This is a genomic window from Ruegeria sp. CDSA246 (assembly GCF_059611225.1).
The window spans coordinates 68,043-87,200 of the sequence record NZ_JBXWPD010000002.1; the positions used below are offsets into that span (position 1 = coordinate 68,043).

27 protein-coding genes are annotated in these 19,158 nt (G+C 57.5%); 11 read left to right on the plus strand and 16 right to left on the minus strand.

The features are described 5' to 3' along the window. Positions 1 to 27 precede the first annotated feature (27 nt). The 3 genes from AC2FI9_RS03125 to AC2FI9_RS03135 form a co-directional block, all read right to left on the minus strand. Positions 28 to 738 carry a glutathione S-transferase family protein gene (locus tag AC2FI9_RS03125; protein ID WP_496765501.1) on the minus strand — a complete coding sequence of 237 codons (711 nt, stop codon included), beginning with the start codon at positions 736 to 738 and terminating at the stop codon, positions 28 to 30. 64 nt (positions 739 to 802) lie between these two features. Further along, positions 803 to 1,342 carry an RNA polymerase sigma factor SigZ gene (gene sigZ, locus AC2FI9_RS03130; protein WP_496765503.1) on the minus strand — a complete coding sequence of 180 codons (540 nt, stop codon included), beginning with the start codon at positions 1,340 to 1,342 and terminating at the stop codon, positions 803 to 805. A gap of 6 nt (positions 1,343 to 1,348) precedes the next feature. Continuing rightward, positions 1,349 to 1,834: an RNA pyrophosphohydrolase gene (locus AC2FI9_RS03135; protein ID WP_496765505.1), complete on the minus strand. Its 486-nt coding sequence runs from the start codon at positions 1,832 to 1,834 to the stop codon at positions 1,349 to 1,351. A 138-nt stretch (positions 1,835 to 1,972) separates the two neighbouring features. Here AC2FI9_RS03135 and AC2FI9_RS03140 point away from each other — a divergent pair, with 138 nt between their 5' ends. The 3 genes from AC2FI9_RS03140 to AC2FI9_RS03150 are packed head-to-tail and all read left to right on the plus strand — an operon-like array spanning position 1,973 to position 4,721. Beyond that, a complete protein-coding gene (locus tag AC2FI9_RS03140; protein WP_496765507.1) occupies positions 1,973 to 4,000 on the plus strand; it encodes a 2,4-dienoyl-CoA reductase FMN-binding domain-containing protein in 2,028 nt (675 codons plus the stop codon). Positions 4,001 to 4,053: 53 nt separating this feature from the next. After that, on the plus strand, positions 4,054 to 4,347 hold the full coding sequence (locus AC2FI9_RS03145; RefSeq protein WP_496765508.1) for a hypothetical protein: 294 nt from the start codon (positions 4,054 to 4,056) through the stop codon (positions 4,345 to 4,347). Then, entirely contained in the window at positions 4,344 to 4,721 is a 378-nt protein-coding gene (locus AC2FI9_RS03150; RefSeq protein ID WP_496739545.1) for a hypothetical protein, read from the plus strand. Before AC2FI9_RS03145 ends, AC2FI9_RS03150 begins: the two co-directional genes overlap by 4 nt. Before the next feature lie 26 nt (positions 4,722 to 4,747). On the opposite strand, the gene AC2FI9_RS03155 is transcribed toward AC2FI9_RS03150, so the two are convergent. Continuing rightward, positions 4,748 to 5,188 (minus strand): DUF4399 domain-containing protein, encoded by a 441-nt coding sequence (locus AC2FI9_RS03155; RefSeq protein ID WP_496765511.1) that lies wholly within the window; start codon positions 5,186 to 5,188, stop codon positions 4,748 to 4,750. Positions 5,189 to 5,416: 228 nt separating this feature from the next. On the opposite strand from AC2FI9_RS03155, the gene AC2FI9_RS03160 reads away from it, so the two are divergent. Beyond that, a complete protein-coding gene (locus tag AC2FI9_RS03160) occupies positions 5,417 to 6,322 on the plus strand; it encodes a LysR family transcriptional regulator (protein WP_496726385.1) in 906 nt (301 codons plus the stop codon). An 82-nt stretch (positions 6,323 to 6,404) separates the two neighbouring features. Here AC2FI9_RS03160 and AC2FI9_RS03165 read toward each other — a convergent pair whose 3' ends face one another. The 5 genes from AC2FI9_RS03165 to AC2FI9_RS03185 form a co-directional block, all read right to left on the minus strand. Then, positions 6,405 to 7,307, minus strand: coding sequence for an OmpA family protein (locus AC2FI9_RS03165; protein WP_496765513.1), 903 nt, complete (start codon positions 7,305 to 7,307; stop codon positions 6,405 to 6,407). Next, positions 7,304 to 7,876 (minus strand): peroxidase-related enzyme, encoded by a 573-nt coding sequence (locus AC2FI9_RS03170; RefSeq protein ID WP_496765515.1) that lies wholly within the window; start codon positions 7,874 to 7,876, stop codon positions 7,304 to 7,306. Before AC2FI9_RS03170 ends, AC2FI9_RS03165 begins: the two co-directional genes overlap by 4 nt. A gap of 5 nt (positions 7,877 to 7,881) precedes the next feature. Continuing rightward, positions 7,882 to 8,601 carry a GNAT family N-acetyltransferase gene (locus AC2FI9_RS03175; protein WP_496765517.1) on the minus strand — a complete coding sequence of 240 codons (720 nt, stop codon included), beginning with the start codon at positions 8,599 to 8,601 and terminating at the stop codon, positions 7,882 to 7,884. After that, a complete protein-coding gene (locus tag AC2FI9_RS03180) occupies positions 8,598 to 9,320 on the minus strand; it encodes a competence/damage-inducible protein A (RefSeq protein ID WP_496765519.1) in 723 nt (240 codons plus the stop codon). Before AC2FI9_RS03180 ends, AC2FI9_RS03175 begins: the two co-directional genes overlap by 4 nt. 70 nt (positions 9,321 to 9,390) lie before the next feature. Next, positions 9,391 to 9,933 (minus strand): TetR/AcrR family transcriptional regulator, encoded by a 543-nt coding sequence (locus AC2FI9_RS03185; RefSeq protein WP_496765521.1) that lies wholly within the window; start codon positions 9,931 to 9,933, stop codon positions 9,391 to 9,393. 120 nt (positions 9,934 to 10,053) lie between these two features. Here AC2FI9_RS03185 and AC2FI9_RS03190 point away from each other — a divergent pair, with 120 nt between their 5' ends. Both AC2FI9_RS03190 and sfsA read left to right on the plus strand, forming a co-directional pair. Next, positions 10,054 to 10,809, plus strand: a complete 756-nt coding sequence (locus tag AC2FI9_RS03190; RefSeq protein WP_496765535.1) for an SDR family NAD(P)-dependent oxidoreductase — start codon at positions 10,054 to 10,056, stop codon at positions 10,807 to 10,809. 39 nt (positions 10,810 to 10,848) lie between these two features. Continuing rightward, positions 10,849 to 11,565 carry a DNA/RNA nuclease SfsA gene (gene sfsA, locus AC2FI9_RS03195; protein ID WP_496765537.1) on the plus strand — a complete coding sequence of 239 codons (717 nt, stop codon included), beginning with the start codon at positions 10,849 to 10,851 and terminating at the stop codon, positions 11,563 to 11,565. A 26-nt stretch (positions 11,566 to 11,591) separates the two neighbouring features. Here the strand turns inward: sfsA and AC2FI9_RS03200 are convergent, their stop codons facing one another. After that, on the minus strand, positions 11,592 to 12,407 hold the full coding sequence (locus AC2FI9_RS03200) for a class I SAM-dependent methyltransferase (protein WP_496765540.1): 816 nt from the start codon (positions 12,405 to 12,407) through the stop codon (positions 11,592 to 11,594). A 200-nt stretch (positions 12,408 to 12,607) separates the two neighbouring features. Between AC2FI9_RS03200 and map the strand changes: the two genes are divergently transcribed. Further along, on the plus strand, positions 12,608 to 13,420 hold the full coding sequence (map, locus tag AC2FI9_RS03205; protein WP_058274999.1) for a type I methionyl aminopeptidase: 813 nt from the start codon (positions 12,608 to 12,610) through the stop codon (positions 13,418 to 13,420). Here the strand turns inward: map and AC2FI9_RS03210 are convergent. From AC2FI9_RS03210 to AC2FI9_RS03225, 4 genes are read right to left on the minus strand one after another with little or no spacing between them, the layout of a single operon-like run. Continuing rightward, positions 13,408 to 13,587: a hypothetical protein gene (locus AC2FI9_RS03210; protein ID WP_109313628.1), complete on the minus strand. Its 180-nt coding sequence runs from the start codon at positions 13,585 to 13,587 to the stop codon at positions 13,408 to 13,410. The genes map and AC2FI9_RS03210 overlap by 13 nt on opposite strands. Before the next feature lie 23 nt (positions 13,588 to 13,610). Then, positions 13,611 to 14,246, minus strand: a complete 636-nt coding sequence (locus tag AC2FI9_RS03215; protein WP_496765549.1) for an HAD family hydrolase — start codon at positions 14,244 to 14,246, stop codon at positions 13,611 to 13,613. 1 nt (position 14,247) lies between these two features. Beyond that, on the minus strand, positions 14,248 to 14,805 hold the full coding sequence (gene rsmD / locus AC2FI9_RS03220; protein WP_496765551.1) for a 16S rRNA (guanine(966)-N(2))-methyltransferase RsmD: 558 nt from the start codon (positions 14,803 to 14,805) through the stop codon (positions 14,248 to 14,250). Next, complete coding sequence (locus AC2FI9_RS03225; protein ID WP_496765553.1) at positions 14,802 to 16,013, minus strand: NAD(P)/FAD-dependent oxidoreductase; 1,212 nt, start codon at positions 16,011 to 16,013, stop codon at positions 14,802 to 14,804. Before AC2FI9_RS03225 ends, rsmD begins: the two co-directional genes overlap by 4 nt. Before the next feature lie 99 nt (positions 16,014 to 16,112). Between AC2FI9_RS03225 and AC2FI9_RS03230 the strand changes: the two genes are divergently transcribed. The 4 genes from AC2FI9_RS03230 (at position 16,113) to AC2FI9_RS03245 (ending at position 17,651) form a co-directional block, all read left to right on the plus strand. Then, complete coding sequence (locus tag AC2FI9_RS03230) at positions 16,113 to 16,598, plus strand: peroxiredoxin (RefSeq protein WP_058279067.1); 486 nt, start codon at positions 16,113 to 16,115, stop codon at positions 16,596 to 16,598. 104 nt (positions 16,599 to 16,702) lie between these two features. Further along, positions 16,703 to 16,948: a glycine zipper 2TM domain-containing protein gene (locus tag AC2FI9_RS03235; protein ID WP_496721120.1), complete on the plus strand. Its 246-nt coding sequence runs from the start codon at positions 16,703 to 16,705 to the stop codon at positions 16,946 to 16,948. Between the two features lie 13 nt (positions 16,949 to 16,961). Further along, the gene (locus AC2FI9_RS03240) at positions 16,962 to 17,309 is read left to right on the plus strand and encodes an EF-hand domain-containing protein (RefSeq protein WP_496765556.1); all 348 of its coding nucleotides are present in this window, start codon (positions 16,962 to 16,964) and stop codon (positions 17,307 to 17,309) included. Between the two features lie 33 nt (positions 17,310 to 17,342). Then, positions 17,343 to 17,651 (plus strand): hypothetical protein, encoded by a 309-nt coding sequence (locus AC2FI9_RS03245; protein WP_496765558.1) that lies wholly within the window; start codon positions 17,343 to 17,345, stop codon positions 17,649 to 17,651. Here the strand turns inward: AC2FI9_RS03245 and AC2FI9_RS03250 are convergent. Further along, positions 17,648 to 17,941, minus strand: a complete 294-nt coding sequence (locus AC2FI9_RS03250; protein WP_170411625.1) for a 4a-hydroxytetrahydrobiopterin dehydratase — start codon at positions 17,939 to 17,941, stop codon at positions 17,648 to 17,650. The two genes, AC2FI9_RS03245 and AC2FI9_RS03250, sit on opposite strands and share 4 nt — an antisense overlap. Further along, a complete protein-coding gene (locus tag AC2FI9_RS03255) occupies positions 17,938 to 19,125 on the minus strand; it encodes a GNAT family N-acetyltransferase (RefSeq protein ID WP_496765560.1) in 1,188 nt (395 codons plus the stop codon). The genes AC2FI9_RS03250 and AC2FI9_RS03255 overlap by 4 nt, the downstream gene beginning before the upstream one ends. Positions 19,126 to 19,158 lie beyond the last annotated feature (33 nt).

Genomic DNA, 19,158 nt, shown 5'->3' on the forward strand with positions numbered 1-19,158 from the left:
ACGCCAACGTGCGGCTTAGTGAGTGAATCACCCGCAGCACCCGCCGGATTGTTTCACCTGAGCGGTTGCAGGCGCTTCGTTCAGGTTCGCACCCCGCCCCAACCACGTCCGCTCTGCGAGATAGAAATCAGTGAACCGGGTGACAAAGTCATCAGACACGGTTTTCTCAGGAATGCCTGTTGCCAGAAGAGCCTGCTGCCACGCCTTCACCTTAGGATAGTCAGCCAGCATATCGTGCCCGCTGTGATCGGCCACGATTGCAGCCCGGTGAAGCAACGGTAACCAAGCCATATCGACATTGCCCAGCGCCTCGCCCGCAAAGAATGGGCCACCGCTAAGCTGCTTCTCGGCTTTCGCGAACGAGGCGTTCAACTTGGTCGTCCGATCCGCAAAGATCGCCTGATCCGCGCTTTGCATCGCACTGCACTGAACCAGATAATGCTTGCTGGCCTGATAGCTCCACGCGCGGTTCAGGGCGCGCTGTTCAGATGTCAGGTTGGGCTGCAGCGGGGCGGTCACTTCGTCGAGGTATTCGGCAATAGCGTCCGACTCGAACAGTGCGGTACCGCCTTCGGTCACCAGAACTGGCACCTGACCTGTCGGCGACAATTCCAGAAACCAGTCCGGCTTGTCGCTGAGGCTGATATGGTCGATCTGATAGGGCACCTGCTTGGCTTCCAACAGCGCAGTGACGCGCTGAACGAAGGGGCAGATTTTGAAACTGATGATACGGATCATTTGTCTTTCCTTTTGCTGGTTTCATCTGTCAGACGAAGCCCGCATCAAAAAGACGACGATCGGATCAACATTTTTTGCAGGTTTTCTGTTTTTCCTGAACGTCCGAGATATTACCCCGCACATCCATCGAGATATTGCAGCAATCCTCGAACGCTTTTCGCAGCTCTGCCCGGCCTTTTTGAACCCGGGATTTGAGCGTTGAATACGCCAGTCCTTGCGCCTGTGCGTAATCCTGTTGGGACACGCCATTGATGTCGATTGCCATCAGCATGTCCGCGGTTTCCTGCGGCAATCCGCGAATGAAAGGTTCGACGCACCCCTCAAGGTCCTGACGCGTTTCCGGATCATCCCGGTGATACCAAAGATCATCCGGGTGCGCCTCGGAACGGCCTGATTTTCGGTAATGGTCGATTATCGTGCGGTCGGCCGTTTGAAACAACCACGGTTGCAGTTTGGCAGGGTCTTTCAGGTTGGGCAGACCGGTAAAGACCTTGACCGAGATCTCTTGCAACAGGTCTTCCACATCTGCCGCGTTGGACACACGCGAATGCAGAAACGCCTTCAGGCGTGCGCGGTACTTGGGCCAGATGTCTTCAATGCGCATGCTGTTTTATGACAGGTGATCCGCAAAGGCGGCAACCACCTGCTGGTAAACCTCACGTTTGAACGGTACGATCTCGTCGATCAGCTTGCCTGGCTCCTGCCATTTCCATCGGGTGAATTCCGGATGCTTGGTCTGGATGTCGATCTGATCGTCGCGGCCGGTGAACCGCAGAAAGAACCATTTCTGTTCCTGCCCGCGATAACGGCCTTTCCAGATTTTCGGCACGATGTCGTGTGGCAGATCATAAGGCAGCCAGCCGTCCGTCTCAGCCACGATCTCGACCAAGTCCGAAGTTACGCCGGTTTCCTCCCACAGCTCACGCAGGGCTGCATCCCGTGGATCTTCGCCCTTGTCCACGCCGCCCTGAGGCATTTGCCATGCATCCTTGTGGCGGTCATTGCGCTGACCGACGAAAATCCTGCCCTCGGCATTCATCAGCATAAGCCCCACGCAAGGGCGATAGGGCAGTTTGGCGATCTCTTCGGGGGTCATGTGCAGCCTCGTGAATGTGCTTTGAGACGTCTGTATCAAGCCCCAAGGCGCCAGCAAAGGGTGTGACGTTAGGTTTCGCGTGACAACGTTGACGCGAAGGTCAATCTAGCGTCGACAAATCGGGAGGGAGAGTTCGTCATGACTGCGTACCCAAATATGCTGGCCCCGCTGGATCTGGGCTTTACGACTTTGAAGAACCGCGTCCTGATGGGGTCGATGCACACAGGGCTTGAGGAAACCGGCGACTGGAACCGTGTGGCCGAATTCTATGCCGACCGCGCCCGTGGCGGTGTCGCATTGATGGTGACAGGCGGGATTGGCCCGAACTTTGAAGGATCGGTGCTGCCCGGCGCGTCAATGATGACCAATGACAAAGAGGTCGCGAACCACTCTATCGTGACCCAACGCGTTCATGAGGCGGGCGGCAAGATCGCGATGCAGATCCTACATGCGGGTCGCTATGCCTATGGTCCGAAATGTGTGGCCCCCAGCCCGGTGAAATCCCCGATCTCGCCCTTCCCGCCGAATGAGCTGGACGAGGAAGGTATCGAGAAACAGATCAGCGACATCGTGAACGCTGCCGTTCTGGCCCGGAAAGCGGGTTATGACGGGGTCGAGATCATGGGGTCCGAGGGATATTTCCTCAACCAGTTCATTGTGACACACACCAACAAGCGCACCGACCGTTGGGGCGGGTCCTATGAGAACCGCATGCGCCTGCCGATCGAGGTCGTTCGCCGCACGCGCGAGGCCGTGGGCACCGATTTCATCATCATCTATCGCCTGTCGATGATTGACCTGATCCCCAATGGCTCGACCCATGAAGAGGTCGTTGAACTGGCCCAGCGTATCGAAGAGGCCGGTGCCACGATCATCAACACCGGCATCGGCTGGCACGAAGCACGCATTCCGACCATTGCCACCAGCGTTCCGCGCGCGGCCTTTGCCTGGGTGACAAAAAAGCTGATGGGCAAGGTTTCGATTCCGGTCATCACCTCGAACCGGATCAACACACCCGAGGTCGCCGAAGAGGTCCTGTCGACGGGTTGCGCCGACATGGTGTCTCTGGCCCGTCCGATGCTCGCCGATGCGGATTTCGTCAACAAGGCAATTGCAGGTAACGCAGCACAGATTGCGCCGTGCATCGCCTGCAACCAGGCCTGTCTGGACCACACCTTCAGCGGCAAGCTGACCTCGTGCCTTGTGAACCCACGCGCCTGCCATGAGACCGAATTGGAAATCACCACAGCTGAAGCGCCAAAGACGATTGCCATTGTCGGCGCCGGCCCCGCGGGATTATCCACCGCGATGACTGCAGCGCAGCGCGGACACGACGTAACCCTGTTCGATCGCGCCTCGGAGGTTGGCGGCCAATTGAACATGGCCAAGCAGGTTCCGGGCAAAGAAGAGTTCTGGGGACTAGTCGATTGGTACCACACCATGATGACCGATCTGGGTGTGAAGGTAGAGCTGAACCGCGAAGTCAGCGCTGACGACCTGACCGACTTTGACGAAGTGGTTATCGCTACTGGTGTCATTCCGCGCGATCCGAAAATCCCGGGCCAGGATCGGGACAATGTCATCACCTATATCGACGTGCTGCGCGAGAAGACCGCGGTCGGCAAGTCTGTCGCCGTAATCGGCGCAGGCGGCATCGGGTTTGATGTATCCGAGTTCCTGTTGGAAGACGGCCACAGCATCACCACAGACCTGCCCGCTTGGATGAAGGAGTGGGGCGTGACCGATCCGGCCGAGCATCGCTCGGGCCTGGCACCAGAAGGCCCTCAGCCTGCGGCACCTGCGCGTGATGTCACCTTGCTGCAGCGTAAGAAGCAAGCACATGGCAAGGGTCTGGGCAAGACAACCGGGTGGATTCACCGCGCTACGCTCAAGATGAAGGACGTCAACTTTGTGGGCGGCGTGAACTACGAGCGTATCGATGAGGACGGCCTGCATGTCAGCTTTGGCGAAGAACGTGCTGATCCGACCGTGATCGCGGCGGACACAATCGTTCTGTGTTCCGGTCAGGTGTCCGAGCGCAGCCTCGCAGATGCGCTGATCGAACGCGGCATCACTCCGCACGTGATCGGCGGAGCCGATGTGGCGGCAGAGCTGGACGCCAAACGGGCGATCAATCAAGGTACGCGACTGGCGGCAACGTTCTAAAGCAACACCTCAATTGAACTGAAGGAAGCCGTCTCGAAAGAGGCGGCTTTTTTGTGCCGCTTGACTCTCTTGTTATCAATATACATATGTACGCAATGAGTCAGAAAATAGAGCGCACCCAGACGGGAATTCGAATCGAAAAGCGCCTGCTGAAAGTCCTCAAGGGGCTGGCAGAGTCGCTGGACATGACCCTTGGCGATCTGATCGAGGGGATTGCCCTGCATAGCTTTGAGAACAAGCCAGCGTTTTCCGAGGAATCGCTGGAGAAGATCAAACAACTCAAAAGTGTCTACGACCTCGACTGGACAGCCAATGACAGCCACCGCTTCAAGGAGGACGGAGAATGAGCACCGACATCTCCAACGCCTTTGAAGCACATGCCATCGACAACACGACATTCGGACATGCCGAACATGTACAGGTCGCCTACGATCTGCTGCGCAAGTATGATTTCATCGATGCTGCAGCGATCTACGCCAAAGGAATCCGAACACTTGCAGCCAAGGCTGGCACCCCGGATAAGTTCAACCTGACGATCACCTACGCGTTCATGAGCCTGATCGCAGAGCGTCTTGCCAGTTCGAAAACCAGCGCTTTCGAGGCGTTCATTGCGGAAAACCCCGATTTGATGGCCAAGACAGCCCTCAGCCAATGGTATCCACAAGAACGGCTAAATTCGGCGCTGGCGCGCCGTATTTTCCTATTGCCTGACGTGGCATAGCCTCCTGTGCCGTGAAGGCACCTCGATTACTCGACCGAAATCCTGATCACCTGGGACACAATCGGGGTTGCGTGCGGAACATGCCCTGCATCCCCCAGAACCAGTTGCAGCGTGTGATCACCCGACGCGAGCTCCAGCGTCACTTCAGTCTGACCACCACCGAAATGCAAATGATTGTCGTCTGAAGGCAGACCATAGGCGAGCTCATCCGCACCGTCCTCACCCTCACCAATCGGCGGGCGGTCGATCAGCAAATGGTGGTGCCCGGTGTTTTCCGCCTCGGTTCCGGCGGGGGCCACGCCCATCCCGCTTAACCCAAAGACCACGGTCACCGGCGATGAAACCGTGTCGCCATCTGACAGGTTTACAAAATAGACCCGTGCGTCCGGGTTCGACGGCGTCTCGCCACCAGCCCATGCGAAGGTCGCGGACAGACATATGACTGCGACGGTATAAATGGCTTTCATGATCTCCTCCGTGGTCACAAATTTGCCATTGTCATCCTAGCATATCCGGCCGAAATCACCCAAAACCCTTGGCTTACAGGCATTGTGGCCATCTCGGAAACCATCGTTTCCGCGTTTCCCATATGCAAACGATCCGATTTGAAACCCTGATATTATCCCATGTCCGCCCTGTTTCCGCCCAGATTGGACGTCAGGTTGGCTCAAAGGACTAAGACTTGGGGAACGAGAATGGACCGACTGACCGAAATGGAAGCCTTTGCCAATGTGGTGGACCAAGGTGGCTTCACCGATGCGGCCAAGAAAATGGGCATCTCCAAATCGGCCGTATCAAAGCATGTTTCGAGCCTCGAGGCCCGTCTGGGCGCACGGCTGCTGAACCGCACGACCCGGCGCGTGTCGCCGACCGAAATTGGCCTGGCATATTATGACCGCGCACGGCGTGTTCTGAATGACGCGGGCGAAGCTGATGCGCTTGTGACTTCGATGCAATCCGCCCCCTCGGGTCTGCTTCGGATCAGCGTTGCAACAGATTTCGGCGTCAATCACCTGTCTCCGGTTCTGTCGGATTTTCTGGCGGCCTATCCTGATATCACTGTGAACATGGTGCTGAACAACCGCTACGTCGAGCTGATTTCTGAAGGGTTCGATGTAGCCGTCCGGATTGGTGAGCTGGAAGACAGCACCCTGCGCGCACGCAAACTGACTGAAACCGTCAAGCGGATGGTCGCAGCACCCAGCTATGTCGAGAAATTCGGCCGGCCGCAGAAAATTGACGAACTGAATGAACACAAGCTACTGCATTACTCCAGCCAGTCCTCTGGCAATGTATGGAAGCTGACCGCGCCTTCGGGTGAAAAAAGACAGGTTCGCACCGCAGGGTGGCTGAGCGTGAACGATGGGCAATCCCTGTTGAACGCCGCCATCTCTGGTCTGGGGATCGCATATTTGCCCAGCTATCTGTACGCAGATGCGCTGAAATCCGGTGCTGTACTGGACGCTATGCCGTCGCTTCCGGACGAGGTTCAGGGCGTCTACGCCGTTTACCCGCCCGGACGCTTTACTCAGCCCAAGGTTCGGGCATTCATAGATTTTCTCGTCGATGCCTTTCACGAAAAAGGCCCGATGGATTGGTGAATTAACCTCGGTAAACTGTACGGCCCGCGCCTGCTGCGTGGGCCTTTTTTTATCGGCCATGATGTGAACAGGACTGCAGGGTTCAGTTGACCAGCAAAACCGCCTCAACCCGGCGATTCAGATCCCGGCCTTCCGGCGTGGCATTGGAAGTGAGCGGGGCAAGATAGCCGATCCCGCGCGCCTCGACCCGGTCTGCCGCGACCCCATGCGCCTCGATCAATCGGGCGCGTACAGCCTGAGCCCTGCCGGTACTGACCGAGATGTTGGCATCCAGCGCACCGGTGTCATCCGTGTGGCCCACAAGTGCCAGCCGGGTACTTGGGTTTTTGGCCAGAAACTCCGCTACCAATTCAAGCGAGGAAAAAGGCCCCTCGCCCAACGTCATCTCTCCGGTGCGGAAATGCAGGTCTTCCAATATTGTATGCCCGTTTTGTTCCAGACTGGCTAACAAATCACCGGGCGACGTGACCGGTTCGTCGATCACAAGCGGTGGTGACGCCTCTGCACCCACCGGGGTGACCCGGATCATCTGCACATACCCGTCAGGCGGATTGCGGCTGACCAGCAGGCTGACCACATTTCCCCCTCGGATGGCAGACAAAAAACGATAGTCCTGAATAGCCACGTACATGTCTGGTGTGGGCACAACTTCGGTGCCAAAACGGAAGTCGAACCCACCACACGTTTTGGCCTGGCACTCAAGCAATATTTCGTACCCTTGCGCTGCGATCTGGTCACGCAACGGGGCCAGCAATTGCAGCGTCGTGCTGGAGCCGGATTGCAACCGCCAGGTAAACCGCTCGACTTTTCCTTCGACTTCTCGCGCCGGTACCGCCCCATCCGCAAAGGGCCCGATTGGCAGCTCATAGCTGTCCAATTCACTGGTCCGCTCGCTGACCAGCCGCGCGCCGGAGGGCAACGTCAGGTTCTGCGCAAGACCCTGACCGGCCATGACCATCAGGAGTAGGGCAGCAGTTCGGATCATCGGGCCTGCGCGTGGTATTCGTCGTTCGGGGCCATCGCAGTTGCGCTGGCCACTCGGTTCGACATGTTGAAAAAGCCGGTCACATTGGCAATGTCCCAAATGTCCCGGTCGCTGAACCCAACATCGCGCAGACGTTGACGATCAGGTTCTTCGATCTCGGTACTGGCGGTCGTCATCTTGGCAGCAAAATCCAGCATGGCGCGTTGGCGGTTGTCCAGTGGGGCCACGCGGTAGTTCATAACCAGCATCTCGCCCAGTTGCGGATTGCCCGACAATTGTCGGACGGCCGCGCCGTGGGCCACCAAACAGTAAAAGCACTTGTTGATCGCGGACACGACCACCGCAATCATTTCGCGTTCCAGTTTTGACAATCCGCTGTCGCCCAGCATCAGATCGTTGTAGTTCGCCGTAAACGCATTCAGCTTGTCGATATCGAACGCGTATGCCTTCAGCACATTGGGCACAAAGCCCAGTTTTTCGACACATATATCAAAGTACTTCTGCGTCTCAGGCGGCAGCGGGTCCACCATCGGCAGGTCCAGCGCGGTGGGCAGGGTTTGATCGGTCACGTTGGTCACTCTCCTTGGACAAGCTGACGGTAGTGGTATTCTCCGGTGATCTCCATCCCGAGCGCATGGTAGAGACCATTTGCCCCGTTATTAGCTTTGGTGCAGATCACACTTAGCGTTTTTGCGCCGTTCTTCTGTGCCCAGATTGCAGCTGCGCGCATGGCCCACTTTCCCAAGCCCTGACGGCGATAGGCCGGTAAGATTTCCAGCGCATGAACCATGGCGACGTCGTCGTGAATGGCGACAAATCCGGTCCCCGCCGGGTGATCGGAATGACGTAGGAATATCCCCGTTTTCGGCCCCTCGGCGCGGTCCATGATGGCCAGCCGTTCTGGTCCGATCCCGCCCTGCGCCCAGATCTCGTTCATGATCGCCAGCGGACTCCAGATGGTAAAGGCGGTGACCCGAGGGATGGGCGTATCGGTCAGGTCCTCGACCGGGCATTGGTAGATGTTGACGGGATCAAGAATGTCATAGCCCTGATCCGCAAGCTGCTGATCCAACCCTTCGTCGCCCGGTCGCAGGCAGAATATGGGTCGCTGCCCCATCGCGCGCATCGCCCCTTCAGCGGCTTTGATATCCGCGTCGATCGCAGATGCCAGAGCGCTGGCCGCGGAAACGCGCGAGCCACCACCCAACCCCTGCCGCAGGCGAAAAGGGCCAATTGTTTCGAACCGAGCCGCCGGCCATGTGCCGTCGACAACGTCGGCCCAGTTCGGGCTCAAAGCTCCAGCTCTTTTGCCAACCGGGTCGTGGCCGCATCGACCTGCGACCCATTCGTGCCCCGAACCACCACGTTAGAGCCGAATACACCATTTACCTGAAACGGATAGCTGCCGATGGCGAGATCAGGGTAATCCTCAGCCAAAGCCGAGAGGATCGAGGCGATATCACCTTCACCCCGGTTGATCCGCAGCGTTTGCGACAACAAGGGATCGCCGCCGGTCAGCTTGGGCAGAACGCTGGCGACCATGGCCTGAAAGATTGTGGGAATACCCGCCATCACATGCACATTCCCAAGCGTGAAGCCTGGCGCGGTCGAAACAGGATTATCGATCAATGTCGCCCCATCGGGAATACGCGCCATACGCAGGCGCGCGGCGTTCAGTTCCAACCCCGAATTCTCATAGTGCCGCTCTAACAGCGCTCGGGCGTCAGCGCGCACGTCGATCGACGCACCAAAAGCCCGGGCGATACAATCTGCGGTGATGTCGTCATGGGTCGGGCCTATTCCGCCGCTGGTGAACACATGATCAACCTGCTCAGACAGCGCTCGAACGGCTTGTTCGATAGCAGTGGCGTCATCGCTGACCATCCGGACCTCTTTAAGGTCAATGCCCTGCTTTGTCAGTTCCTGCGCTAGATAATGCATGTTCGCATCCCGGGTGCGTCCCGACAGGATTTCATCCCCGATCACAAGCATTGCTGCGGTTGGGTTCGGCATGACCTGTCCTTTCCTGATATGGCACAGGCCGCAAGATATCGTTCCTGCTGAACCTCGCAAGGCCCGTTTGTCAGTCCCGCAGCGCTTGGGCAGGCAAATTCGCAGTGACGCTTTGGAACAGGTCCATATCGTTCATCGACCGCGCCAGAATCATCGCCCCTTCCAGGCGGGCAATCGTTTCCCCTGCTCGGGCTTCGGGATTCGCGGCCCCTGCGGCCCGGAAAACCGTTTCCAGCCATACGAGATTGCGCTCGAAAAACTCGCGAGTCCGTCTGGCGACCGGGTCTGGCAACCTTGCGATTTCAGCACCAAACATACCGCACAGGCACATCAGGTCCTGTTCGATCAATGCTTGTCGATATGCCGCCACATATTGTTCCAGAGATTCCAAAGGCGTGGCTTCGTCCAACCGCCCCAACGCCCCCAGGAACCGATCAGTGTAACGGGTAACCAGCGCCTCGCCCAAAGCTTCCTTGGTGGGGAAATGGTAGTGAATGCTGGCCGATTTGATGCCGATTTCAGACGCGATGTCGCGAAAACTGAAGGCATAATACCCGCCTTGTCGCGCCATACGCTCGGCCACATCCAAAATACGGCTGGCAGTTTCTGACAAGGGTTTTTCCGTTTTGGGCATCTGCACATCTATCTAAAAATAACCTACCACTAGATAGGGGGTTGTATTTCAGTTTCCAAGCTCAATATATCTACCTATCAGTAGATAGGAAATCTGATCATGACTCTGACAACAACACTTATCGTCGGCGGATCCAGCGGAATGGGTCTGGCCACAGCGCGCCAAATCATAGCAAGCGGCGGGCACGTGACCCTTGTCGGGTCATCCGCTGGCAAGCTGGACGCGGCGAAAGCGGAACTTGGCGGCGCCGCGGACATATACCGCGCGAACCTGCTCGATGCGGCAGACGTCGAAAGGCTGATCAACCAGATCAAATCGGACACGCGTCACATTCAAGGATTGGTGAATGCAGCCGGGACATTCGCGCCAAAACCGTTCATGGAACACACGGCCGAGGATTACGACAGCTATCTGGACCTGAACCGCGCGACCTTTTTCATCACACAGGCCGTGGTCGAAAACATGAAAGCCAACGGAGGTGGCAATATCGTCAACATAGGCTCTATGTGGGCAAAACAGGCAGTTCGCGCCACACCGTCCTCGGCCTATTCGATGGCCAAAGCCGGACTTCATTCCCTGACGCAGCATCTGGCAATGGAGCTGGCGGAACATAAGATCCGAGTGAATGCGGTTTCTCCGGCGGTGGTGGTGACCCCCATCTATGGCGCCTTCATCGCACCGGACCAGATCGAGGCGACTTTGACCGATGCTTTCGACGCTTTCCACCCGATCGGCCGCGTCGGTCGGCCCGAGGATGTGGCGCATACCGTCACCCATCTTCTGTCCGATGATGCAGGTTGGGTCACCGGGGCAGTCTGGGATGTGGATGGTGGCGTAATGGCAGGCCTCGTCTGACACTTCCCATACGGGCGGGCGCGCGTTAAGCCGGGTGGCATGAAGTTTGCCACCCCATTGATCCCCGCCCGCCTGATCCGCCGCTACAAACGCTTTCTGGCCGATTGCCAGTTGGAGGACGGGCGTGAAGTAACCGCCCATTGCGCCAATCCGGGGTCAATGATGGGGCTGGCGGAACCCGGCGAGAAGATCTGGTTGGAACCCAACGATGACCCGAAGAAAAAACTGAAATACGGCTGGCGTCTGGTCGATCATGAGAACGGGCATTTTACCGGTGTTGACACCTCGGTGCCCAACAAAGCCCTGCGCGCGTCCCTTGAAGCCGGTGAAATACCTGAGCTTGCCGCCTATGAAACCGTCCGTCCCGAGGTGAAGTACGGCGAAAACAGCCGTATTGATTTTCTGCTGACGCAACCTGGCCTGCCCAACGCCTATGTCGAGGTCAAAAGCGTGACCTTGTCCCGTGAACCATGTTTGGCAGAGTTCCCCGACAGCGTCACCGCACGCGGTACCAAACATCTAGGAGAGCTGACGGCTATGGTGACCCAAGGACATCGCGCGATCATGTTGTATCTGGTGCAACGCACCGATTGCGACCGGTTTGGTTTGGCGGCGGATATAGACGCGGCCTATGCGGCGGCATTTGAGACGGCACAGGCGAAGGGTGTCGAGCGATTGGTGTATGGTACGCAAATTTCGCCCGACGGTGTTTGGGTGGATACCACACGGTTCGGGGACTTTAACCTGCCCGGATAATATCACTTGCCCTCGTCAGGTCCGGTTCACCCCTTGTTTCGGCATTCGAACTGGGTTGCTGAAAGGGGCATCACCATATCACTGGCCTCAAATCTGGACCGCAGCGCCGACAGCATTTCGGCCACAACCGCATCCGGATCGACACCTCCGCGCGCTCTGATTTCGTCAATCAACGGATTTCCATACACCAGGGCTGTCGCAAATTTCTCAAGGTCGGCGATTGGTTTGTTCAACCTGATGGTTTCGTGCGTAACGGTCCCCCAACCTGCGGCCGCAAGGTCTGCGTGTACGATGTCGGGGTCGCCATAGTGGAACGGGACCTTGTAGAATCCCGGTGGGTTTTCGGGAAAGAACGTCATCGCCGCTTTGTGGGCTGTCTCGGAAAACGGGTTTTCGGACATATCACTCCAGACATTGAACACGTAACGGCCACCCGGCTTCAGAACACGGGCGACTTCGCGATATGACGCAGTTTTGTCCGGAAAGAACATCACGCCAAACTGGCAAACGATCAGGTCAAAACTATTGTCTTCGAAGGGCAGTTCCATTGCGTTCGCTTGGGCAAACTCGACATTCTCACTGCCGGCGAGCTTGGCTTTTGCAATCTCCAACATGGGCGGATTAAGGTCCGTAACCGTCAGTGAAACAGACGGGTTTAACGCGTCGCGCAGCTTACGGCTGACAATTCCCGTTCCTGCGGCAAGCTCCAGAACGCGACCCGTTTCAAGACCGCCACACAGCCCGGTTAACCTGTCGGCATAGTCTACGAAAATGTTCGGTCCCAGACCCTGATCGTAATGGTGTGGAATTTCACCGATAAAATTGGCAGAATTGCTGGACATTTCGATCCTCCAAAACGATCTCACTGCGAAAAAACAACATTCTATCTGAAATTATGATTTTGAGCGAATTTGACAGACTTTGCAGCCTTGATCCGAGGGCATTCCGCGCCATCTAACACCCGCAAACGCGCACCCTCTGGAACTTTCTGCACAAGCAGCGTAAAAGGCAGGCTGCGCGCAACATTTGGAGCTTAGCGTCGATGAAAGAACATCGTGGCCGCCTGACCAAGGACGGCATCCGCATTTACGAACAGGGTGACTTTGCCGGCATGCATGCGGCAGGGGCTTTGGCCGCGCGGATACTCGACGATATTGCAGAACATGTCTTTCCGGGCCAGACCACTGGCGCGATTGATGGCATGATCACGCAGATGGTCGAGGATGCAGGCGCGACATCGGCAACAATTGGCTACAAGGGCTATCAGCATGCCAGCTGTATCAGCGTGAATCACGTGGTCTGCCATGGCATTCCCGGTGACAAGAAGCTGAAGGATGGCGACATTCTGAACATCGACGTTACGGTCATCGTAGACGGCTGGTTCGGCGATACTTCGCGCATGTATGTTGCGGGCAAACTGCCCCGCAAGGCTGAGCGTCTGGTCCAAGTGACACATGATGCCCTGTTCAAAGGCATCGAGGCGGTCAAGCCCGGCAACACCTTCGGTGATATCGGCCACGCGATTCAGGCATATGTCGAGGCGCATCGGATGAGCGTCGTGCGCGATTTCTGTGGTCACGGCCTGGGCCGAGTGTTCCACGCGCCGCCAAACGTGCTGCACTATGGCCGTCCGGGCACTGGCGCGGTTCTGGAAGAGGGCATGTTCTTCACCATCGAACCGATGGTGAACCTTGGCCGTCCTGAGACGAAAACACTTGCCGATGACTGGACTGCGGTGACCCGCGACAAGTCACTGTCAGCGCAGTTCGAACACTCTGTGGGTGTGACGGCTGATGGCGTCGATATCTTTACCCTGTCACCGGGCAACAAGTTCCATCCGACCTATTCGTCCTGATCGGCGGCCTGCTCGCGCAGCAGTTTCAGCAGCAATGTTTCCGTTCCCCACGGCGTAATCGCGTCGTGGATGAACACAGGCGCGCGCAAAGGCTTGGGCGCGGGTCCAGTGTGGGATTCAGCGGCCTGTGAATGGGTCCAGAACAGAGAAGTGGCGGTGCGGTCCATCCGCCAATCCTAGCATAATTGATTTATAAGCCCAAAAGCTTTGGCACTTGGGCCATGTCGTCAAAGACCTCGGCACCTAGTGCAACCAACCGCGCACCGTCGTCATGGGCCGCATACCCCAGGCACCGCATGTCGGCGCGCTTGGCAGCGGTGACGCCGTTTTCGCTGTCTTCGATGACGACGGGGGACTTGGCACCGAAATGCTGCGCTGCTGCAATGAACAAAGCAGGGTCGGGTTTACCCACCCCCAGAACATGCGCCGAAAACATCACATCCCGGAACCTGTCCCACAACCCGTTCTGGCTCAGGGTGATCTGCATCTTTTCCGGGCGGCCATTCGAGGCGACGCAATACGGAATACCTAATGAATCCAACTGCGCCAACAGCTCGGGAACACCCGCAACCAAAGGTGTACCGGCACGCAAAACCTCATAGGTTTCCGAATAGATTTGTTCGATCCAATTATTCGGCAGGTCCGCGCCCAGCGCCCGGGCCTTTTCGCGGACACCGGTCATCGTACCGCCTACGAAAAGCGCCATGCATTCCGCCAAAGACAGGTTCAGCCCATATCTCGCAAAGCTGTCGATCAAAACCTGGTTGGACAGAACCTCACTATCGACCAGCACACCATCGCAATCGAAAATGACCAGATCGTGCATGTCAGACCTCTGCCCGCCACATCAGCGAAATATGCGTGTCGCCGTATTTACGCGTATTGTGCAGGTCAAACCCTTCTGGCGCCTCAATGGGGGCGTTTTCTTCCCAGACGATCAAGGCGTCTTTTGCCAGCCACCCCCCTTGAGTGACCGTCGCAAGCGCCTTTTGTCCCAGGCTTTTGCCGTAAGGCGGATCGAGAAAAATCAGATCACAAGGCGCGCCCGGATTGTCACCCAACCGTGTCGCGTCGCGGCGGATCAGATCGGTACGATCCTTGCTGTGGGTCAGATCAATGTTCTTACGGATCAGTCCCTGCGCCACACGCCCGTCATCAACGAAAGTCACATGCGCCGCGCCGCGCGACAGCGCCTCAAGCCCCAGTGCTCCGGTGCCGGCAAAAAGGTCCAGAACACGCAGCCCATCAAAGTCGATCTGATGGCTCAGCACATTGAACAGGCTTTCACGCACGCGGTCAGTGGTGGGACGCAGATGCGCCCCGGCATCGCCTTTGCCGACCGAGGCCAAGGCGCGACCTCGGAACTCTCCGGCGATGATCCTCACGCTTTGAGCAACGGTTTCAAGTCCGCGTCTGGGTCGGCCACGACCGCCGGGTCGGCCGTTTTGCCTGCATCGATCAGGCGTTTGCCGACCATGTAAGCGCGCGGGTCGTTCATGGCATCTACCGCAATCAGCTGATCGCCTTTGTAATACCAGAAGGACACCGTCTGCCCGTCGCCCTTGCGGGTCACCACGCGGTCATAGCCGGTGTTCAGACCTGCGATCTGTAGTTTGACGTCATACTGGTCCGACCAGAACCACGGCGTCGCCACATAGTCTTTGGCGGCACCCAGCATGTTCTGAGCAACAATCTCGGCCTGATCGATGGCATTCGGTACGCTTTCCAGCCGAATACGACCACCGAAATGCGGGAACGACGCGCAATCGCCTGCCGCCCAGATAGCCGGATCAGAGGTGCGGCCATGAGCATCCGTTTTGATGCCGTTGTCCAGTTCCAACCCGGCCATCTCGGCCAATTGGGTCGAGGGTGCGATGCCCACGCCAACCACGACGAAATCAACTTCAAGCTTGGTGCCATCGGTCAGGACGGCCCCGGTAACCTTGCCGTCTTCGCCGACCAGACGATCCAGCCCGACGCCTTCACGGATGTCAGCACCGTATTCGGAATGCAGAGCACGGAAGTAATCGCTGGTTTCCGGTGCCGCGACACGTTGCAAAATCCGTTCTGCCATCTCAACCAGAGTAACCTTGACTCCACGCTTGGCGCAGACGGCGGCCGCTTCAAGCCCGATATAGCCACCACCAACGATCAGGGCGCGGGCGCCCTCTTTCACGCGGGGCTCCATCTCGTCGATATGGGTCAGGTCGCGCACGACATGGACGCCTTCGAGATCACCGCCAATGGCAGCAGGCAGGTAACGCGGGTCGGAACCAGTGGTCAGGGCCAGTTCGTCATAAGAAATCACCTCATCGCCCAGGGTCACGGTCTTGGCCTTGGGGTCGATCGCGGTCACGCGTTTACCCAGACGCAGGGTGATGTTGTTTTCGGCGTAGAAACTTTCAGGGCGTAGGAACAGGCGTTCAAGCTCCATCTCACCCAGCAGATAAGCTTTGGACAGTGGGGGGCGCTGATAGGGCAGATGCTGCTCGGCACCGATCAGCGTGATATCGCCTTCAAACCCGTCCTTGCGCAGTCTTGCAACAAGAGATGATCCCGCCTGCCCGGCTCCGATCACAACAATATGGCTCATCTTCGTCCTGCCCTGTCAAATTCCCGTGGTTTCATTCTCTGGCTCACCTATATTGCGGCTGAGGCCGACTCTGCAAATCCAATCGACAGGAGGAACAAGATGATTTCAACCGGTGATACGCTTCCCGACGCAACGTTGACTCAAATGGGGGCAGAAGGGCCCGAAGAGGTTCGGATTTCAGACAAGACCAAAGGCCGCAAAGTTGTGATCTTTGCTGTGCCCGGCGCATTCACGCCGACCTGCCACTCGGCCCATGTGCCCAGCTTTATGCGCACCAAGGAACAGTTCGACGCCAAGGGCGTGGACGAAATCATCTGCGTCTCGGTCAACGACCCCTTTGTAATGAGCGCATGGGGCGAAGCCACTGGCGCGACAGGTGCAGGCCTGACCATGCTGGCCGACGCCGCATCCGAATTCACCAAGGCCATTGGCATGGATTTCGACGCCCCGCCCGTCGGCCTGCTTGCGCGCTCAAAGCGCTATGCGATGTTGGTCGAAGATGGCAAAGTCGTTGCATTGAATCTTGAAGAAAACCCAGGTGCCTGCGAGATTTCCGCGGGCGAAGGTCTGCTTGAGGCCATCTAGGTCACTCGGGCCCCGGTACAGCCGGGGCCACGTTAACCCTATTTCACTTGATGCAACTTCCTGATGGGTCGATACTTGCCCCATTCATTCAGGGAGTTTTTTTGATGAAGCTCAAAGTCATCACAGTCATTCTGGGTGCTGCAGGCGCGCTGGCAGCGTGTGGCCCGGCCCCGACACCTCAACAGCAGCAAGCACGACAGCATGAGATCGCCTGCCTCGGCGGCACATTGGGCGGTGCACTGATCGGCGGGGCGATTGGCAATCAATTCGGCGGTGGGTCCGGCAAGGACATCCTGACTGCGGCAGGGGCCGTCGCGGGCGGTGTCTCGGGCCAGCGTTACGCGTGCTGAGGAGAGAATGATGATGAAAACAGCGATTTTGACGACAGCGTTCATTCTGATGGCCAGTGCAACCTTGGCGGAAACAGTGGCTGAACTGCACGAAAAGGAACTGAACGCCATTGATTCCAACAACGATGGCTTCCTGTCCAAGGACGAGTTCAACGCTTTTTCGGATTATGCTTTTCAGGCCATGGACGAAGACAAGAACGGAACGCTGGGTCTGGAAGAAGCCAAGCCGTTTCTGGACATAAAGCGGTTTCAAAACGTTGACCGCAACAACGACAGCTTTATTTCACGATCAGAGTATGACCAGCAGATGGGCGATGATTTCCTGGCCGCCGATCAGGACGGAAACGGCCAGTTGGATTGATCGCACGACCGGGCTGAACGATAGGAGCGTGGTATGAAAAAGTGGATAGCCCTCGGCATTCTGGGGTTTCTTGCCGCCTGTGATGCGCCGCAGGCCCCCGTGGTGACCGGACCAAACGGACAGCCCCAGATCCAGATCAGCACTTCGGGCCTGACGTGCTATGATACGCGTTGTTTGGACATCAATCCGGCGGCGCGCAGCGTTCGTTCGGTTGGGAATCGGACAGCCGGTATTCCACGAGATATCGACGTCAGCAACGGCACGGTCACACCCGCCGATTTCCGTCGTCTGGGTGAAATAGCTTCTCTGGCCGGCGGCATGGGATCCAGAGGAGACCGTTAAACGAGGCTGTCCATTTTTCGCGCCAATTTGGCGTCCAGCGACGATAACCCACCGACATCATGTGTGGACAGGACGACCTCAACCGTGCGGTACACGTTTGACCATTCAGGGTGGTGGTTCCACTTCTCGGCAAAGATCGCCACCTGGGTCATCCAGCCAAAGGCGTGGACAAAATCCTCGAAAATGAAGGTCTTGGTGATAGCATCCCGGTCGGTGACCATGGTCCAGCCGTTGTCGAACAGCGGATCAAGAAGAGGGCCGCGAGTTTCGGTCGACAATAGTTCCGTCATTGCTGTTCCTCCGGATTCGATTTTCTGAACGGACCATAATCCGTCAGAATCTCGATCTCTTCTCCCACTGCGTGGGCCTCGGCGTCCAGATATTTCTTGATCGCATCGGCAAAGCCCGGGTCGTTGACCCAATGCAAGCTATGCGTGCGCGTGGGCAAGTAACCGCGCGCCAGCTTATGTTCACCCTGCGCGCCTGCTTCGACCCGCGCCAGACCTTCCGCAATGGCAAAGTCGATCGCCCTATAATAGCACAGTTCGAAATGCAGGCAGGCGTGATGTTCAGTGCAGCCCCAATACCGCCCAAAAAGCGTTTCGCGGCCGATGAAATTCAAAGCCCCGGCGATAGGGTATCCGTCCCGTTCAGCCAGCACCAAGGCCATGTCGCCCGCCATAGTTTCATGTGCAATATCAAAGAATTGGCGAGTCAGATAAGGCACGCCCCATTTACGGGACCCGGTGTCCTGATAAAACTGCCAGAAGGCATCCCAGTGTTCGGGGCGCAGATCATCCCCTGTCAGAGTGCGGATTTCGCCGCCAAAATCGATGGCCTGCGCGCGTTCTTTGCGAATGTTCTTGCGCTTGCGCGACGATAATGCCGCAAGAAATCCGTCGAAATCTTGGTATTCGTCATTCAGCCAGTGAAACTGCTGCGACTGACGCAGCATAAGCCCCATCTGTTCGCCAGCCAGCGCCTCGGCATCGGTGCAGAACGTCGCGTGGACTGAAGACACCTGATTGTCCGCAGCCAATTGCACCGACCCCTGCACCAGCGCAGACATGCCAACCGATTCATAGCCGGGGCGCACCAGAAAACGCCGACCTGTTGCGGGTGTGAACGGCACGGCGATCTGCAGCTTGGGATAATAACGACCCCCGGCACCTTCATAGGCATGAGCCCAGTTGTGGTCGAAGATGTATTCGCCCTGACTGTGGGATTTGGCATACATCGGGGCCGCCGCGATCAGCATCCCATCCAGATAGGCCGTCAGATATTGCGGTTGCCAGCCCGTTCCGCGCCCAACCGAGCCGCTGTGTTCAAGTGCCAGCAGAAACCGGTGGGTAGTGAACGGATCAAGCGGACGGCCGCCATCGGCAACCTCGGGACAGGCACAGCTATCCCATTCCGCCGCAGATATCTGCGACAGTGAGCCCAGCACCCGAACCTCGATCTGTGCCTGATCCATTTGCCCTCCGCCTCTGATCTTTATCTGTGACGT

Bases quoted from the DNA above. Each gene is read 5' to 3' on its own strand.
- AC2FI9_RS03125 (WP_496765501.1), bottom strand. From the start codon at position 738: ATGATCCGTATCATCAGTTTCAAAATCTGCCCCTTCGTTCAGCGCGTC.
- sigZ (WP_496765503.1), bottom strand. From the start codon at position 1,342: ATGCGCATTGAAGACATCTGGCCCAAGTACCGCGCACGCCTGAAGGCG.
- AC2FI9_RS03135 (WP_496765505.1), bottom strand. From the start codon at position 1,834: ATGACCCCCGAAGAGATCGCCAAACTGCCCTATCGCCCTTGCGTGGGG.
- AC2FI9_RS03140 (WP_496765507.1), top strand. From the start codon at position 1,973: ATGACTGCGTACCCAAATATGCTGGCCCCGCTGGATCTGGGCTTTACG.
- AC2FI9_RS03150 (WP_496739545.1), top strand. From the start codon at position 4,344: ATGAGCACCGACATCTCCAACGCCTTTGAAGCACATGCCATCGACAAC.
- AC2FI9_RS03155 (WP_496765511.1), bottom strand. From the start codon at position 5,188: ATGAAAGCCATTTATACCGTCGCAGTCATATGTCTGTCCGCGACCTTC.
- AC2FI9_RS03160 (WP_496726385.1), top strand. From the start codon at position 5,417: ATGGACCGACTGACCGAAATGGAAGCCTTTGCCAATGTGGTGGACCAA.
- AC2FI9_RS03165 (WP_496765513.1), bottom strand. From the start codon at position 7,307: ATGATCCGAACTGCTGCCCTACTCCTGATGGTCATGGCCGGTCAGGGT.
- AC2FI9_RS03180 (WP_496765519.1), bottom strand. From the start codon at position 9,320: ATGCCGAACCCAACCGCAGCAATGCTTGTGATCGGGGATGAAATCCTG.
- AC2FI9_RS03190 (WP_496765535.1), top strand. From the start codon at position 10,054: ATGACTCTGACAACAACACTTATCGTCGGCGGATCCAGCGGAATGGGT.
- sfsA (WP_496765537.1), top strand. From the start codon at position 10,849: ATGAAGTTTGCCACCCCATTGATCCCCGCCCGCCTGATCCGCCGCTAC.
- AC2FI9_RS03200 (WP_496765540.1), bottom strand. From the start codon at position 12,407: ATGTCCAGCAATTCTGCCAATTTTATCGGTGAAATTCCACACCATTAC.
- map (WP_058274999.1), top strand. From the start codon at position 12,608: ATGAAAGAACATCGTGGCCGCCTGACCAAGGACGGCATCCGCATTTAC.
- AC2FI9_RS03210 (WP_109313628.1), bottom strand. From the start codon at position 13,587: ATGGACCGCACCGCCACTTCTCTGTTCTGGACCCATTCACAGGCCGCT.
- AC2FI9_RS03215 (WP_496765549.1), bottom strand. From the start codon at position 14,246: ATGCACGATCTGGTCATTTTCGATTGCGATGGTGTGCTGGTCGATAGT.
- AC2FI9_RS03225 (WP_496765553.1), bottom strand. From the start codon at position 16,013: ATGAGCCATATTGTTGTGATCGGAGCCGGGCAGGCGGGATCATCTCTT.
- AC2FI9_RS03230 (WP_058279067.1), top strand. From the start codon at position 16,113: ATGATTTCAACCGGTGATACGCTTCCCGACGCAACGTTGACTCAAATG.
- AC2FI9_RS03235 (WP_496721120.1), top strand. From the start codon at position 16,703: ATGAAGCTCAAAGTCATCACAGTCATTCTGGGTGCTGCAGGCGCGCTG.
- AC2FI9_RS03240 (WP_496765556.1), top strand. From the start codon at position 16,962: ATGAAAACAGCGATTTTGACGACAGCGTTCATTCTGATGGCCAGTGCA.
- AC2FI9_RS03245 (WP_496765558.1), top strand. From the start codon at position 17,343: ATGAAAAAGTGGATAGCCCTCGGCATTCTGGGGTTTCTTGCCGCCTGT.
- AC2FI9_RS03250 (WP_170411625.1), bottom strand. From the start codon at position 17,941: ATGACGGAACTATTGTCGACCGAAACTCGCGGCCCTCTTCTTGATCCG.
- AC2FI9_RS03255 (WP_496765560.1), bottom strand. From the start codon at position 19,125: ATGGATCAGGCACAGATCGAGGTTCGGGTGCTGGGCTCACTGTCGCAG.